The organism is Mycobacterium sp. NGS24, assembly GCF_059813065.1.
Map to the genome: position 1 here is coordinate 1 of NZ_JCALDW010000007.1, position 14,344 is coordinate 14,344.

Genomic DNA, 14,344 nt, shown 5'->3' on the forward strand with positions numbered 1-14,344 from the left:
GCTGTTCGATCACGCCAAACCGCTGGCGCTATACCACACCCAACGCCTGGCCTCACCGGCCCAACGCATCATGCTGCACGCCAAAGACCGCGGCTGCACCAAACCCGGCTGTAGCGCCCCCGCCTACCACAGCGATGTCCACCACGTCACCGCCTGGACCAAAACCCGACGCACCGACATCACCGACCTCACCCTGGCCTGCGGCATCCACAACCGCCTGGCCGAACACGGCTGGACCACCCGCACCAACACCCACGGCCACACCGAATGGCTCCCCCCACCCCACCAAGACCACGGCCAACCCAGAACCAACACCTACCACCACCCCGAAAAACTCCTCAACCCCGAACACGACGACGAACCCGCTTGACGACTTGACCCGTCGCTACCCGGACAACTCCCGGCGGATCACCTTGCCTGCGGGATTACGCGGGATGCTGTCGACGATATTGATGTCCCGAGGCTGCTCGAAGCGGGAAACCTTGCCCTTCAGGAACTCTCGCAGGGCGGACTCGTCTACGTCTGCGTCCGGCCGCAGTACAACGAACGCTGCCAGGCGCTTGCCGAACTGCTCGTCGGGAACACCGACCACCGCGTTCTCGGCGATGTCGGGATGGCCGGCGAGCGCGTTTTCCAGCGCACGCGGATAGACGTTCTCACCGCCGGAGACGATCATGTCGTCTTCACGGCCCACGATGTACAGCCGGCCGGCTTCGTCGAGGTAGCCCATGTCCCCGGTGCCGGCCATCCGGTCGATCACCGTCTTGGCTCCGCCGCCGATGTAGCCTTCCGAATTCAGTTCGCCACCAACGAATATCCGCCCGGTAACCCTCGGCCCGACCGGCCTGCCGCTGCGGTTGTAGATGCGGACGGGGCATCCCGCGACGGGCCTGCCCACGGTCTCCGGGAAGCGCCGCAGCTCGGCCGGTGTCGCCAGAGATCCGATTCCGACCTCGGTGGAGCCGTACAAGTTGTAGACCACATCGCCGTATTCATCCATGAAACGCCGGGCGAGTCCGGGATCGAGCCGGTCGCCGCTGGACACCACTACTCGCAAGCAGGGCAACGGGTTTCGCGCCCGAACTCGTTCCGGCAGGTCCAGGATGCGGGCCAGCATGATGGGCACCGCACTCAAAGCGTCGGCCCGGTGCAGCGATGCCTGCGCCAGAGTTGCTTCAGCGTCGAAGCGCCGATGGGTCAGGACAGTTCCGCCCAGGCTGACAGTCAGCGTCAGCATGCCGAAACCCAGACCGTGAAACATCGGTGTTGCCATGGCCATTCGGGTGCCGATGTGCAGCCCGGTGCGCTCGAGAACCGTGACGCCGACACCCAGTCCGGAGCTGACCTTCGGGGTGCGCGGCACCCCCTTGGGAACGCCGGTGGTTCCCGACGTCAGCAGAATGATCCGGCCCGACCGCGCGACCTTGGGCCGCGGACCGCCCCGCGGCTCGACCTGCTGCGGGTCGATTGCTGTGATGGACTCGGCGGTTTGGTGTATCTGGTGCAGAAACTCGTTGTCGCAGCACATCGTCAGGATCTGATGTGCGTCCAATGCGCCGGCCAGCGCGTCAGTACGGAATTCGGTGTTCACCAGCACCACGTCCCCGCCCACCAGGCCGGTGGCGAACACCGCCGCGAGGAAGTTGCGTCCGTTGCGGCACATGACCCCAACCGGCTGGCCAGTCCGGAGGCCGGCGTCGCACAACGCACGCGCCAGCGATTCGGTCATCGCCTGCAGCTCGCGGTAACTCAACGCACCGTCGTCATCGATGATCGCGGTGCGGTCAGGCCACCGCGCCGCCGAAACCGCCAGCAGCGTGAAGAGGTTGGTGCCACCCCGGGCGACCTCGCGCACCAGCCGCAGCGCCGTCAGCGGCCCGGGCGGGGCGAGCAGACCCGACGACAGCACCGCACGAGCTGCCGTGCCCAGCACGCTGTCTGTCACGATCGTCACGCTAGCCCGGGACGGGGCTGTGCAGTAAACCGGCGGTGCCACAATCGGGCCGCGGTTTCGGCCGGCCCGGCCAGCAGTACCGAGGCGAGTTCGGCGGGCCACACCCACGGTGGTTCGCTGGTGCGGGGCCGTTCGATGATGGCCTTTGCGATTGCATCGGCCGCCTCATCAGGAGTCAGCGCCGGGAGCCGGCCCAGCAGCGGAGTGGGCTCGATCATCCGGGTGCGCACCAGCGCGAAGTAGATCGTCGACACGCGGACGCCGTCACCGTGCAGTTCGGGCGCCACGCTGCGCAGCCAGCGGTCGAAGGCTCCCTTGGACGCCTGGTAGGCGCCCCAGTGTGGTCCGGGAACCACCCGTACGCCGACACTGGAGACGTTGACGACGTGCCCGCCGCCCGCCTCGCGCATCGCCGGCAGCAGTCCCAGCAGCAGCCAGATCGGCCCGAGGTAGTTGATGTCGATCGTGCGTTGAAAGTCGTGCGGCCGGTCGTACTGGTCCTGCAGCGACCTGCGCAGCGACTTGCCCGCGTTGCTCACCACGATGTCCAGTGGTCCGTGAGTCTCGTTGATCTGCTTGGTCAGCACGCTGACGGCGGTCTCGTCACTGAGATCAGTCGGGTAGGCGACCGCCCGTCCGCCCCCGGCGTTGATCGCGGCGGCGAGGTCGTCGAGTCGCTCCGCGGACCGGGCCACGATCAACACCGTCGCTCCGGCCGCGGCCAGTTTGCGGGCAGTGGCTTCGCCGATGCCGTATGAAGCACCGGTCACCAGCACGGTCAGGCCGGCCACCACGTTGCGCAACTTGTCGGGATCCGATGTGCGCGCCGGATTGGCAAGGCGGTCGACGCCCGTCTGCAGAGCCGCCTGTACCAGATTCATGGCTGCGTCTCCCGGTTGCGTTCGACCTGTGCCCTCCCATTGTGACCCATGGTCACCACGGAAATTCAAGTCCTCGATCCAGTCCCGCACGACGCCTGGCTGGTCAGCGGATCGAAATCCAGCTCTCACGAGTGCGCAACCAGAACCGGCTGCCGGTCTCCTCGCCGAAGTGCCAGGCGATGGCGGCACGCAGATATGCGTCGGGGTCCGGCACCGGTTCCCGCCTCGGTACGTCCAACAACGAAAAGTCGGCCACGCAAACCACTCTGAAACATCAGGGTGGCAGCTGTCGCGTTCCGGGGCGACCCGCCACCAGGGATTCAGCGGTTATTGATCTTGCGGGGGTCGATCCCCACCCGCTCCCACGCGTCCGCCGCCCAGGACGCATAGACCACGCGCAGCGGTAATCGGTTGAACAGCGGATTGAGCGCTCGCATCACGGCGGCGAACCGCTGAAATCGCTTTTCCTTCTTGGCGTTCCAGTCCAGCTGACAAACTTCGCGCATTTGCGGCGGGCAGGTTCCGGCGACGATCAGCCGGGTATATGCGTTCAGCGGCGCGGACAGCACCTTCCAGATCGGCCGCGGAATCCGGCGCGGTCCCGGGATCCCTTTGCGGATGTAACCGGTGCCGTACAGCACCGTCTTGTGCGGCACGAATCGCTCGAGCATGCCGTCCCAGTAGGCGACGAACTCGTCATAGGTCTGCGGTTGGCCCCGGTCACTGACACCGTAGAGGCTGAACCAGACCTTGCTTTCCTCGAAGATCTGTTCCTTCTCGGCGCGCGACAATCGCCGGATGAAAGTGTCGGTGTTGTAGAGCACCTGGTCGACGAACGTGGCGTGCGCCCAATAGAACAACTCCGGATTGAGCGCGTGATACCGGGAGCCGTCGCTGATGGTGCCCTTGATCGGCTTGTGGAAGTCCCGCACGGTGCGGCCCCACGCGTGTGGATCCTCGGAATAGACGGTTTTCATCAACGGCGGCGCGGTGCGTTTCGCCCGGCCCAGGGTGTCGCTGAAGATCACCGAATGGTCCAGCACACCCTGGCCGAGTTGCTCGATGCAATTCTCGGTACCGGCGACCCGCTGGAATCCGAAGAGTTGGGTGCGGTGGTCTCCGTAGAACTTCCAGATCAGCGAGTCCGGACCGAGCACCGCGGTGTCGTCGACGTCGTCGATCACCATGGGCGTCGCTTCGCGCACGCCGGTATCGAAGCCAAACCCGAGTTCAGCAGTCATCAGGACCCCCCAGTCCAGTTGTGAAGCACAGACACAAAACTGTACCTTTGTTTCAAAGGTACCCCAGGACAGCGGCGTAGGTCGACTGCTGTGGTGACCGCCACAGCCAACCCGGTGCGGAAGGGAGGAGGCACAGCCATGCCTGCCAAGTCCACAGAGACCGACCTCGACCGCAACATCCTGGACACCGCTCGGGCGGTGTTCGAAACCTACGGGGTTCGCCGCGCCAACATCGAAGACATCGCAGCCCGGGCCGGTGTCAGCCGGAGCACCATCTACCGGCGATTTCCCAGCAAAGACGACCTGTTCGAAGCCGTGGTGCGGCGCGAGGGCAAGTCATTCTTCACCACGCTGGACCAGGCCACTACCGGTCGCAACCCCCAGGAGGCGGTGATCGAGGCTTTCGGCCTGGGGGTGCGCCTCATCCGGGACTCACCCCTGTATTCGCGCATCGTGGAAAGTGAGCCCGAGCTGTTGGGCATGTTCTCCCGATCGCAGGCCTTCCCGATCAACCAGTTCGCCGACGGGATCGCGCTCACGCTGCGCCGATGTGGCGCTGAGATGCCTGACGCCGACCTGGCCAACATCGCCGACATTCTGTTGCGGGTCGCCGTCGGGATCATCGTGTTCCCCACCGACCGCCTCGACACCGAGGATCCCGCGGCGGTGCGCGAATATGCGGCGCGTTACCTGGTGCCGATCATCAGCCGGTAGCCGCTGTACTGACCCGTGCGCAGGTGGCCGGCATGCCCTGACCCGCTTGTACCCTGGCGTGGTGACTCCTGTTGTGCAGGGCTCCGACCTGGCGCAGCGGGTCCAGCTCGACGTCTCCGGCATGTCGTGTGCGGCGTGCGCAGCGCGGGTGGAGGCCAAGCTCAACAAGATGGCCGGCGTGCGCGCATCGGTGAACTTCGCCACCCGGGTCGCCACCATCGACGCCGTCGAGGTCCCGGTCGACGAGCTGTGCGAGGCCGTGGCGAGGGCCGGCTACCAAGCCGCACCGCACGACGAGACGACAGCCCGCCACCAGGACGGCCCCGACCCCGACGCCGCCCACGCCCGCAGCCTGCTGCGGCGACTGCTGATCGCCGCCGTGCTCTTCGTTCCGCTGGCCGACCTGTCCAGCATGTTCGCCATCGTGCCCGGCGCCAGGTTCCCCGGCTGGGGATTCGTGCTGGTGGCGCTGGCGACGCCGATCGTCACGTGGGCCGCGTGGCCGTTCCACTCGGTCGCGCTGCGCAACGCCCGCCACCGGACGGCGTCCATGGAGACCCTCATCTCGGTCGGCATCGCCGCCGCCACGGTCTGGTCGTTCGCGACGGTCTTCCGTCCCACCCCGCCCCGGGACACGCACGGTATATGGCAGGCGATCCTGCACAGCGACGCGATCTACCTGGAGGTCGCCGCGGGCGTCACGGTGTTCGTGCTGGCGGGCCGATACTTCGAAGCCCGCGCCAAATCGAAGGCCGGCGGCGCGCTGCGTGCCCTGGCAGCCTTGGGCGCCAAGAACGTGACGGTCCTGCTGCCCGACGGCGCCGAGTTGGTGATTCCCGCCGGCGAACTCAAGAAGCGCCAGCGTTTCGTCGTCCGACCCGGTGAGACCATCGCCGCCGACGGCGTCGTCGTCGAAGGCACCGCAGCCGTCGACACCAGCGCCATGACCGGCGAAGCCGAACCCGTCCGCGCCTCTCCGCGGTCCGACGTGGTGGGCGGCACCGTCGTGCTCGACGGGCGCCTGATCGTCGAGGCGACCGCCGTCGGTGCCGACACCCAGTTCGCCGCGATGGTCCGCCTCGTCGAAGAGGCGCAGGCGCAGAAGGCTCGGGCGCAACGCCTTGCCGACCGCATTTCGGCCGTGTTCGTTCCGGTGGTGTTCGCCATCGCGCTGGTCGCCGGGGCCGGGTGGCTGGTGGCCGGCGCCGGTGCCGATCGCGCCTTTTCGGTGACGCTCGGCGTGCTGGTGATCGCGTGTCCCTGCGCGCTGGGACTCGCGACGCCGACGGCGATGATGGTGGCCTCGGGGCGCGGCGCGCAACTCGGGATCTTCATCAAGGGTTACCGGGCGCTGGAGACCGTCCGCAGCGTCGACACGGTGGTGTTCGACAAGACGGGCACCTTGACGGTCGGGCAACTCACGGTCAGTTCGGTGACGACCGCCGACGGGCACGACCGCGATGAAGTCCTGTCGCTGGCCGCGGCCGTGGAAGCGGCGTCCGAGCATGCGGTCGCCGCCGCGATCGTGGCCGCCTCTCCAGACCCGTTGCCCGTCAACGATTTCGTCGTGGTAGCGGGTTGTGGGGTATCGGGGGTCGTGGACGGCCGCCATGTCGAGGTGGGCAAGCCGACGTGGGTCACCCGCACAGCGCCGGGAGCCGCCCTGCTGGAGTCCGCCCGCGCCGACGGTGAAACACGCGGCGAGACAGTGGTGTTCGTCGCGGTGGACGGCACGGCGCGCGCGGCGATCGCGATCGCCGACACCGTCAAGGACTCAGCGGCCGACGCGATCGCCGCACTGCACCAGCGCGGGCTGCAGACGGTGCTGCTCACCGGCGACAACAAGGCGGCGGCCGACTCGATCGCCGCTCAGGTGGGCATCGACACAGTCGTCGCCGACGTGCTGCCGCAGGGCAAAGTCGATGTGATCCAAGGACTGCGCGAGCAGGGCAGGACCGTCGCGATGGTCGGCGACGGGATCAACGACGGCCCCGCCTTGGCTTGCGCCGATTTGGGATTGGCGATCGGGCGGGGCACCGACGTCGCTATCGGCGCTGCCGACATCATCCTGGTTCGCGACGATCTCGACATCGTGCCGCAGTCGCTGGATCTGGCGCGCGCCACCATGCGCACGATCCGGATGAACATGGTCTGGGCGTTCGGCTACAACGTCGCCGCGATCCCGGTGGCCGCCGCCGGACTGCTCAATCCGCTGATCGCCGGTGCCGCAATGGCGTTCTCGTCCTTCTTCGTGGTGTCGAATAGCCTGCGGCTGCGTAACTTTGGACACAGATATGAGGTAAACCATGGCTGAACAAGTATTTTCGGTAGCCGGACTGCACTGCCAGGGCTGCGTCGCCACCATCACCACCGCACTCACGTCGCTGCGGCCCGTCAATGCGGTCAGCGTGGAGTTGAATGCCGAAGGCACCTCCGCAGTGCGTGTTTCGACCAATGTCGAACTCACCCGAGAGCAGGTCCAAGCGGCGTTGGCGGGCGAGGGCAACTTCACCGTCGTCGAGTGAGCCCCGCCTTGTGACATCAGCGGCGCATCCGCGCCAATTCGCGCAGCATGGCGTTGTAGGCCTCCAGGTCGTCGTCGGCGTAGTCGCTGTCGGCGTGCCGGTCACTGCGTGAGGCTACTTTGCGGTCCTGGCGGGCCCACTGCGTCACCAACGCCACGATGACGATGATCACCGGCAATTCCGTGAGGCTCCAGGCAATTCCACCGCCAAGATGCTGGTCGGCCACGATGTCGTGCAGCCACGGCAGGTTGACCGAGCGGTAGAACGTGCTGCCGACCGGCGTGGCCATCGTCATCAGTGCGATTCCGAAGAACGCGTGAAACGGCATGACAGCGAACAGCAACCCGATACGCCCGGGGTAGGGCAGGCGCCGCGGGCCGGGATCGATGCCGATGATCGCCCAGTAGAAAAGGTAACCGACCAGCAGAAAATGGATCGCCATGAACTCGTGGCCCCAGTGGTAGCGGACCAGCGTGTCGAACAGCGGGGTGAAGTACACCACGAAAGGCGAACCGACGAACAGGACGAACGCCACCACCGGATGCGAGACGAACTTCGTCACTTTGGAGTGCAACAGCCAGGTCAGCCATTCCCGTGGGCCCGGCGCCTCGCCCTCTGCGGCGGCCGGCAGCACCCGCAGCGCCAGCGTCACCGGTCCGCCCAGCACCAGCAACACCGGGATGAACATGTTGAGGATCATGTGTTCGGCCATGTGCATGCTGAACATCGCCGATCCGTAGGCCCGCAGTCCCGAGCTACTGGCGAAAACCAGTGCGGCGCAACCGCTGAGCCAGGCGATCAACCGGCCGACCGGCCACGTGTTGCCGTTGCGCCGCAGCCGCAGGAAGCCGACCGCATACGCGATCGCCAAGACCAGACCGGCCGTTCCGATCAGTCCGTCGAAACGCCAGAAGCTCAGCACCCCGAGGACGGTCGGCGGTCGCGACAGTTCGTAACCCAGGAACACGTCCCAGCCGGTGAAGTGGTGCGTGAGCAGGCGCGGCCCGGTCTGCACCGCCATGGCGGCGATCGCCGCCGTGGCCGCCGTCATGGCCAGCGCGACAAGCGTGCCAACGCCCGCGGAGTTCTGCGGCCGGACGTATCCGCAGCAGTCAGCCAGCAGCACCAACGCGGTCAGGCCGCCCACCACGAGTCCGAGGCGGGCAAAGGTCGAGCCCAGCGTCCAGCCCGGGATCAGCAGGTACAGCAGCACCGCCCCGTAGGTGATGACGAGCCCACCGCAGATCACCCGCAGGCCGCGCACGAAGGGGGTCGGCATTGCCCCGGTCAACGCTGCAACCACCGTCAGCCCGGTCAGTACCGAGACCGCGGCGGCGACGACGAGCACGGTGCTGGTCGAATAGTCGTGATCGGGGCCCTGCCCCGCGTTACCGGTCACCGCGGTAGCGACGACCGCGATCAGCGCGGGAACCAACAGCACCACATGGCTGAGCCAACGGGTGCTGATCCGCAGCGTCACCGCGATCGGCAGGGCGCAGACCAGCACGACGATCCAGGCCCGCGCTGTCTCGGACAACTCGACGGCGTCCATCAGCGCCCCGCTGCCCAGCAGCGCAACCGCATCCACCCCGGTGTCGTGGGCGGCCTGGATGACCACCATCAGCGCGGCCGTGATCGGCCAGAAAAGCGAAACACGCTCTGCCACAAGATGGATGCGGAAGGCAGCGGGATCGAGTAGGCCGTCCGCCTCCGGCCGCGAGATCACTACGACCAGGATCAGTGCGCCCAGGCACAGCGCACCCAGCATCGACGCGACGAAGTAGCCGACCGGTTCGGCGACGCTGACAAAACCGCCGGGGAACGGGTTGCGGCCTTCGGCGTAGCGGCCTGGCCCGGAGATCCATCCGTAGCCGGCGAGGGCGATTGCGACAACCGCGAACCCGACGGCCAATGCCACCCTTTGCACGACCGGCGACCGGGCAGGCGGCGTCGTCGCTGCGCTCGGCTCGGTCTGCACCCTTGCAGCTTACGGGCGCACATACAGCCGGTTCGTCGGTGCAACCGCATAGTCTTCGGTGAATGATCGAGGACCTGCCGCTGCGTTGGGCTGTCACCGCCCTTTTCCTGCTCAGCGGTATCGGCTTCGCGCTCGTCCTGGACCGTCGGTCCTGGACGTCGGCGATCAGTCACGTACTACACCTCACGATGGTGATCGCGATGGCAGTGATGGCGTGGCCGCAGGGTCGCCGGTTGCCCGCCACACCGGCTGAGGTCTTTTTCCTGGCTGCGGCGGTGTGGTTCGTGATGACGGCGGTCCTCGCCGCCCGCGTGATCGCGTCCCGGCTCGCGCGGGGTTATCACGCGGTGAAGATGCTGGCGATGGCGTGGATGTACGCCGTGATGGGCGGGCACCTGACGCCCGGGAGTGCCCACGCGGCGCCGGACATGTCGATGCCGGGCATGGAGATGGCCGAGGCCCAGGAATCCACGAGCGAGGCGGCCCACAACTGGATCGGCACCGGCAACTGGGCGTGGGTCGTGGTCTTCTCGGTCGCGGCTCTGGTGTGGGGATACCGGTTCCTCAAGCTGCCACGGCGGCGCGGCAGGCGGTGCTGGCGCAAGCGGTTGGGCAGTGCGGTCCAGGTGATGACGGCTGTCGGCATGGCGATCATGTTCGCCGTGCTTGCCACGGACTGATCCGTTCCGGCTGCGACGAGATCTCACCCCGCCCACGCGTGCGCCAACAGATCCGGGATCGACTGCACCGGCGCGGTGAGTTCGGCAACGGATTCGAGGCCGAGTGCAATGGTCGGGTAGTCCGCCAGATGCTCGGCGTAAGACCGCCCGCCCAATGTCATGCCGAGGGTCAGCCAGCCGTCGACCACCGACCATCTGCGCGGATTCGTCTTCGCCCAATCGCTGCCGTCGAGCCGATACTTCCACGCTGCAACGTCGAGTTCGTCAAGCGCAAATCCGTTGAGCAGCTTGGCATAATCCGTCGCTTCGCCGCGCAACACGGTGATGCCGCGCCCTAACCCGGTGGGCGCTGCCGAGACGCGTCGCAGGATCGCGGACGCCGCGGCGCGTCCGGTGGTGATCTCTTCGGTGAGCGTGAGCGAAGGGTAGGCCTGCACCGCGTGACACGCGTCGGCGACCGAGACCAGGACATCGGCGGAGTCGCGCACCTGATAGTCCTCGCCGAGCACCCGGGGCAACCGAACAACGGTGAAGTCGAGCGTCTCCGGCGCGGCGGCGACGATCAGTTCCGCCAGGGACTTGGCCGCCGCGTACGGATACGGCGCTGTGCGGGGATCGGTGACCCGCGGCGCCGTGACATCCGCGTCAACGACGAAGGTAGACAAGTGCACCAGTTTGGTGTTGCGCTCGGCGCACACCCCGACCAGTGCGGAGACCAAATCGACGTTGGCCGTGCGTAGTTCGCGATAGGGCACCAGCACATTGGTATTGCCGATGCAATTGATGACGGTCCCGGCATCGCTGTCGCGCAACAGCGCGTCCAGTTCCGCCGCACCGAAGTTCGGCGGGAGTTGTTGTATCCGTACCCCGTCCAGGGTCCGCAGCGCACCCCAGGGACCGGCTGCGGGGAGGTCCGACCTGGCGGCCAAAACTATGTCGGGACAGTGCACTCCGGACTTCTTGAGGTCCAGGATTGCGCCGGCGAATCCGGTTCCGAGGATGCCCGATGCGCCCAGTACGACGAGGGCCGCACCGGAGCCGGTCCCCGCGCGCACCGGGTTCACCGGTCGCGTCAGCACGGCGAGATCGTGCTCGATCTCGGCGGCCGTGTCGGCGTCCATCCAGGACCCGACCGGGGCTGTGTCGGCAACCAGGTTGGCGGCGGTATCGGCACTGATCAGATCGAATATGGAGACCTGTCGGCCCAGGAACTGCCGGCTGTCCGGCAGGATCCGGATCAGGTCCAACGATCCGATGCCCTCGTCGAGCAACGACGAGTCCGCCTGAATGACAGTCCCGAGCCGCCGGCTCCAGACCTGCGCCAGGGCGGTGGCTCTGTCGTCGGCCTCGGCATCGTCGCGCGCCGCACCCGCGAATTGTGGCAGTGCGCGCAGGTGGTCGCTGTCCACCTTGCCGTTCGGCTTGCGTGGGATCGTCGGCACGCCGACAACGAAGAACGAGGAGACCCCCGCGTTCAGCAGGATCAGCCGGATGCGCGCCGCCGCGGCGGCGTCTTCCGCCGCCTCGCGGGTTCGCAAGGTTTCGAACCACACCCCGAGACTGCCGTCGTGCAGCTCGACGGCGACATCGGAGACCGCGGGGTCTTCGGCGATGCGCCTGGTCACGTCCGCGATGTCGACCCGCTTGCCCGCGATTTTGACGACGGCGTCCTTGCGGCCGGCGAACAGCGGAAAGCCGTCACCGTCCAGGGTCACCCGGTCGGCGGTGGCGAACGCCCGAAGTTGCGTGCCGTCGTCGGTGGTCACGGTGCCGAAGCTGCGATCCGCTGTCCCGAGATAACCGGCGGAGACCAGGTCGCCGACGACGACGATTTCACCGAACCCGACGACGACGGTGTTCGGCACCATCGGCCGGCCCACCCTGAGCCGGGCACCGCCCGGCACGTCGGCAGCATCCGGCAGATAGGTCACCACCACGGTGGTCTCGGTCGGCCCATAGGTCGATACCAGCGAAATCCGTTGTGCTGTACCCGAATCGATCCACTTGTCGACGGCGACGGGTCGGACGGCTTCACCGCCGATGACAATTTGGCGCAGGCCTGAATCACGCATCGCGTCAAGTGCGTCGCGATCCTCACACAACAGATGCCAGACGGCAGTCGGCAGGTCGACGACGGTCGCCGCCCGGTCCACGAAATCTCTTGTGAGCGCTGGGAAATCGCCGGTCTTCATCGCTGTGGTGCGGACCAGCCGCGCTCCGCAGCGGACCGCACCGAAGATCTCCTCGACGCTGATGTCCGACGTCAACGGTGCGCATTGCAGCACCGTGTCCGACCGCCCCCACCCGTAAGCACGCGTGACGGCATCACAGAACAACGCCAGCGAGCCGTGGTCGACCCGGACGAGCTTGGGTTGGCCGGTGGATCCCGATGTCGGCATGATGTATGCCGGTTTCGTGGCGAGTGAATTGTCCTGGACCACGTGTGCAATGCGTTCATCAGCCCGCGCGCGCACTGACTCACTTACGACTTCGGGAAAACTGATATCGGACACGTCCAGGGCATGGGCGGCCAGACCAGCACCGTGCTCGGCGATCGCGCCGGCGCGCAGCCCGACCTGGTCCGCGGAGTCGCAGACGCTGTAGGCGTAACCGGCGAGGTGGCAGGCGATCAACAGATCGATCGTCTGGTCGGTGTCGTCGTCGGTGAACACCATGACGTCGCCGGGTCTACCGATGTGCTGCGTCAACCACGCCACCCAGCGGTACACCGTTGGGCGTCTGTCGAGCAGGTCTCGAACATCGACACCTGCGAACCACGCCGGTGTCGACGGTCGCGGCATCTGGGCCGAATCACTGTGGCGCAGTGCGCCGTCCGGGCCGGCCACCAGCCATTCGCCGACCGTCGTGGCCAGGGGCTGTTCCCACCGGGTCGGCATCGCCGCCAGTGCCGCACCGATCCGTTCTGCGATGCCCGTCTTCGACTCCGGCAGATCGGCCCTGTCCCAGATCGCCAAGTGCAGGGTGCGCTGTTGCTCGTCCAGCACGCTCGCCACCGTCATGCCCTCGACTGGGCCGATGTCCGTCGCTACGGGAGCCTCCAGCAGGAACGGCCGCAACTCGGGCGCGCACGTCTCGCGGATGAAGTTCAGCGTCAGCGCCTCGATGTGGGACGTGCGGTTGATCGCCAGATACATTCGGCGGTAATGCTCTTCCCGAAGCCAGCGGCGCCGCACAGCTTTGACATAGCCTCGGTCCAGGGTTCGGACCACGTCGTGCACCGACGCGAAGGGGGAGAAGCGGGCGGAATGTGCGACCGAATTGACCAGACACGTCGCGACATTCAGCGTCGGGTCGCCGAATCGGTTGTCGACGGCGTGGACCAGCAGACACTCGGTACTTTGCCGAATGCTGGCATCCACTGCCACCGCCGCCGCGGACACCAGCACGTTCAGCGGTATCTGCTGGTCCTCGGACAGGGCGAGGATTGCGTCAAACGCGCTGCCGGACAACGTCACCGATTCGCGTAGGACACCTTTGGCGGCCGTCGCGGGCGCCGTCCCCGCACCCTGTCCGTGCGCACCCAGCCGCGCTTCGTCGGCGAGCTCGCGCTGCACCCCGGCGGCAGTCCGCTGCAACGACTCTTCGACTTTGGCTCGCTCCCGCCGGTGAGCCTCGACCAGTTTCGCCAAGCCCGCAGAAACACCGGGCTTTTCGATGATGTCCACGGCGGTGAGATGGCGCGCCAGGGCAGCTTCGATCAGCCCGGTTCCGCCACCATCGACCACGATGTGATGGCTGCACACCGACATTCCGGTGATCGAACCGTCCTCATCGGTCCACACGGTGTAACGGATCAGCGGCACACCGAGGATGCCGGAGGACCAACTGCCCACCAGCTCGTCGTCCGGCGGGCCCGGGGCACCCGGGCGCACCCGGACGATGTCGTCGAATGCCAAGCGCAGTACGAGTTGCGGATAATCTTGGTCGGTCGCAGCCGGTTCGAGCACGCAGAGCTGCACCGGGTTCTCCAGCACCGAGGCCTCCAGTGCGCTGAGAAACCGGGACAGATCCAGCGGGCGGAACCGGTACTTCTTACCGATCAGGTACAGCTCCGGGTCGTTGTCCTGCAGCACCCCGTGGTAGAGGTTCTGTTGCGACCGGCTCAGTGGAACCGGTTCAGACGGACTCACTCGCGCACTCCAGTTCGCGCACCCAGGCCGCGATCGACAGATTGTCCGCCAGCCGGGACGGCATGTCGGATTCCCGGTCCACCCCAAGCTGTTTCATCAACAGGACGAACCGGACGGAGTCCAATCCCAGGTCCCGGAGATCGGTGGCGTCGCCGTCGGTCAGGTCTTCCTCGTCGATGTACAGCACGTCGCAGACAGCCGCCAGGACCGTGTCCCGCAG

The 14,344-nt window shown here is 66.8% G+C and carries 11 protein-coding genes and 1 pseudogene; 5 read left to right on the top strand and 7 right to left on the bottom strand.

Annotation, left to right across the window (positions count from 1 at the left end):
• A partial coding sequence (locus AC5Y6Y_RS11530; protein WP_499930092.1) for an HNH endonuclease signature motif containing protein occupies positions 1-370 on the top strand: 370 nt, incomplete at its 5' end.
• Between the two features lie 15 nt (positions 371-385).
• On the opposite strand, the gene AC5Y6Y_RS11535 is transcribed toward AC5Y6Y_RS11530, so the two are convergent.
• From AC5Y6Y_RS11535 to AC5Y6Y_RS11550, 4 genes and pseudogenes are all read right to left on the bottom strand, one after another.
• A complete protein-coding gene (locus AC5Y6Y_RS11535; protein ID WP_473138940.1) occupies positions 386-1,948 on the bottom strand; it encodes an AMP-binding protein in 1,563 nt (520 codons plus the stop codon).
• A gap of 2 nt (positions 1,949-1,950) precedes the next feature.
• The gene (locus AC5Y6Y_RS11540; protein ID WP_473138827.1) at positions 1,951-2,835 is read right to left on the bottom strand and encodes an SDR family NAD(P)-dependent oxidoreductase; all 885 of its coding nucleotides are present in this window, start codon (positions 2,833-2,835) and stop codon (positions 1,951-1,953) included.
• Between the two features lie 101 nt (positions 2,836-2,936).
• Positions 2,937-3,091, bottom strand: a pseudogene (locus AC5Y6Y_RS11545) (phenazine antibiotic biosynthesis protein); the annotation flags it as partial.
• A gap of 64 nt (positions 3,092-3,155) precedes the next feature.
• Complete coding sequence (locus tag AC5Y6Y_RS11550) at positions 3,156-4,076, bottom strand: oxygenase MpaB family protein (RefSeq protein ID WP_463827861.1); 921 nt, start codon at positions 4,074-4,076, stop codon at positions 3,156-3,158.
• Positions 4,077-4,214: 138 nt separating this feature from the next.
• Between AC5Y6Y_RS11550 and AC5Y6Y_RS11555 the strand changes: the two genes are divergently transcribed.
• The 3 genes from AC5Y6Y_RS11555 to AC5Y6Y_RS11565 are packed head-to-tail and all read left to right on the top strand — an operon-like array spanning position 4,215 to position 7,315.
• Positions 4,215-4,790: a TetR/AcrR family transcriptional regulator gene (locus AC5Y6Y_RS11555; protein WP_463827860.1), complete on the top strand. Its 576-nt coding sequence runs from the start codon at positions 4,215-4,217 to the stop codon at positions 4,788-4,790.
• Positions 4,791-4,848: 58 nt separating this feature from the next.
• Positions 4,849-7,104 carry a heavy metal translocating P-type ATPase gene (locus AC5Y6Y_RS11560; RefSeq protein ID WP_473138826.1) on the top strand — a complete coding sequence of 752 codons (2,256 nt, stop codon included), beginning with the start codon at positions 4,849-4,851 and terminating at the stop codon, positions 7,102-7,104.
• Positions 7,097-7,315: a heavy-metal-associated domain-containing protein gene (locus tag AC5Y6Y_RS11565; protein WP_463827858.1), complete on the top strand. Its 219-nt coding sequence runs from the start codon at positions 7,097-7,099 to the stop codon at positions 7,313-7,315. The genes AC5Y6Y_RS11560 and AC5Y6Y_RS11565 overlap by 8 nt, the downstream gene beginning before the upstream one ends.
• A gap of 16 nt (positions 7,316-7,331) precedes the next feature.
• Here the strand turns inward: AC5Y6Y_RS11565 and AC5Y6Y_RS11570 are convergent, their stop codons facing one another.
• Positions 7,332-9,293, bottom strand: a complete 1,962-nt coding sequence (locus AC5Y6Y_RS11570; protein ID WP_473138825.1) for a cytochrome c oxidase assembly protein — start codon at positions 9,291-9,293, stop codon at positions 7,332-7,334.
• 62 nt (positions 9,294-9,355) lie between these two features.
• On the opposite strand from AC5Y6Y_RS11570, the gene AC5Y6Y_RS11575 reads away from it, so the two are divergent.
• Positions 9,356-9,973 (top strand): DUF5134 domain-containing protein, encoded by a 618-nt coding sequence (locus AC5Y6Y_RS11575; protein WP_463827856.1) that lies wholly within the window; start codon positions 9,356-9,358, stop codon positions 9,971-9,973.
• A gap of 23 nt (positions 9,974-9,996) precedes the next feature.
• Here the strand turns inward: AC5Y6Y_RS11575 and AC5Y6Y_RS11580 are convergent, their stop codons facing one another.
• Positions 9,997-14,124: an AMP-binding protein gene (locus tag AC5Y6Y_RS11580; protein ID WP_473138824.1), complete on the bottom strand. Its 4,128-nt coding sequence runs from the start codon at positions 14,122-14,124 to the stop codon at positions 9,997-9,999.
• Positions 14,111-14,344, bottom strand: a complete 234-nt coding sequence (locus AC5Y6Y_RS11585; RefSeq protein WP_463828016.1) for an acyl carrier protein — start codon at positions 14,342-14,344, stop codon at positions 14,111-14,113. The genes AC5Y6Y_RS11580 and AC5Y6Y_RS11585 overlap by 14 nt, the downstream gene beginning before the upstream one ends.

Bases quoted from the DNA above. Each gene is read 5' to 3' on its own strand.
- AC5Y6Y_RS11540 (WP_473138827.1), bottom strand. From the start codon at position 2,835: ATGAATCTGGTACAGGCGGCTCTGCAGACGGGCGTCGACCGCCTTGCC.
- AC5Y6Y_RS11550 (WP_463827861.1), bottom strand. From the start codon at position 4,076: ATGACTGCTGAACTCGGGTTTGGCTTCGATACCGGCGTGCGCGAAGCG.
- AC5Y6Y_RS11555 (WP_463827860.1), top strand. From the start codon at position 4,215: ATGCCTGCCAAGTCCACAGAGACCGACCTCGACCGCAACATCCTGGAC.
- AC5Y6Y_RS11565 (WP_463827858.1), top strand. From the start codon at position 7,097: ATGGCTGAACAAGTATTTTCGGTAGCCGGACTGCACTGCCAGGGCTGC.
- AC5Y6Y_RS11575 (WP_463827856.1), top strand. From the start codon at position 9,356: ATGATCGAGGACCTGCCGCTGCGTTGGGCTGTCACCGCCCTTTTCCTG.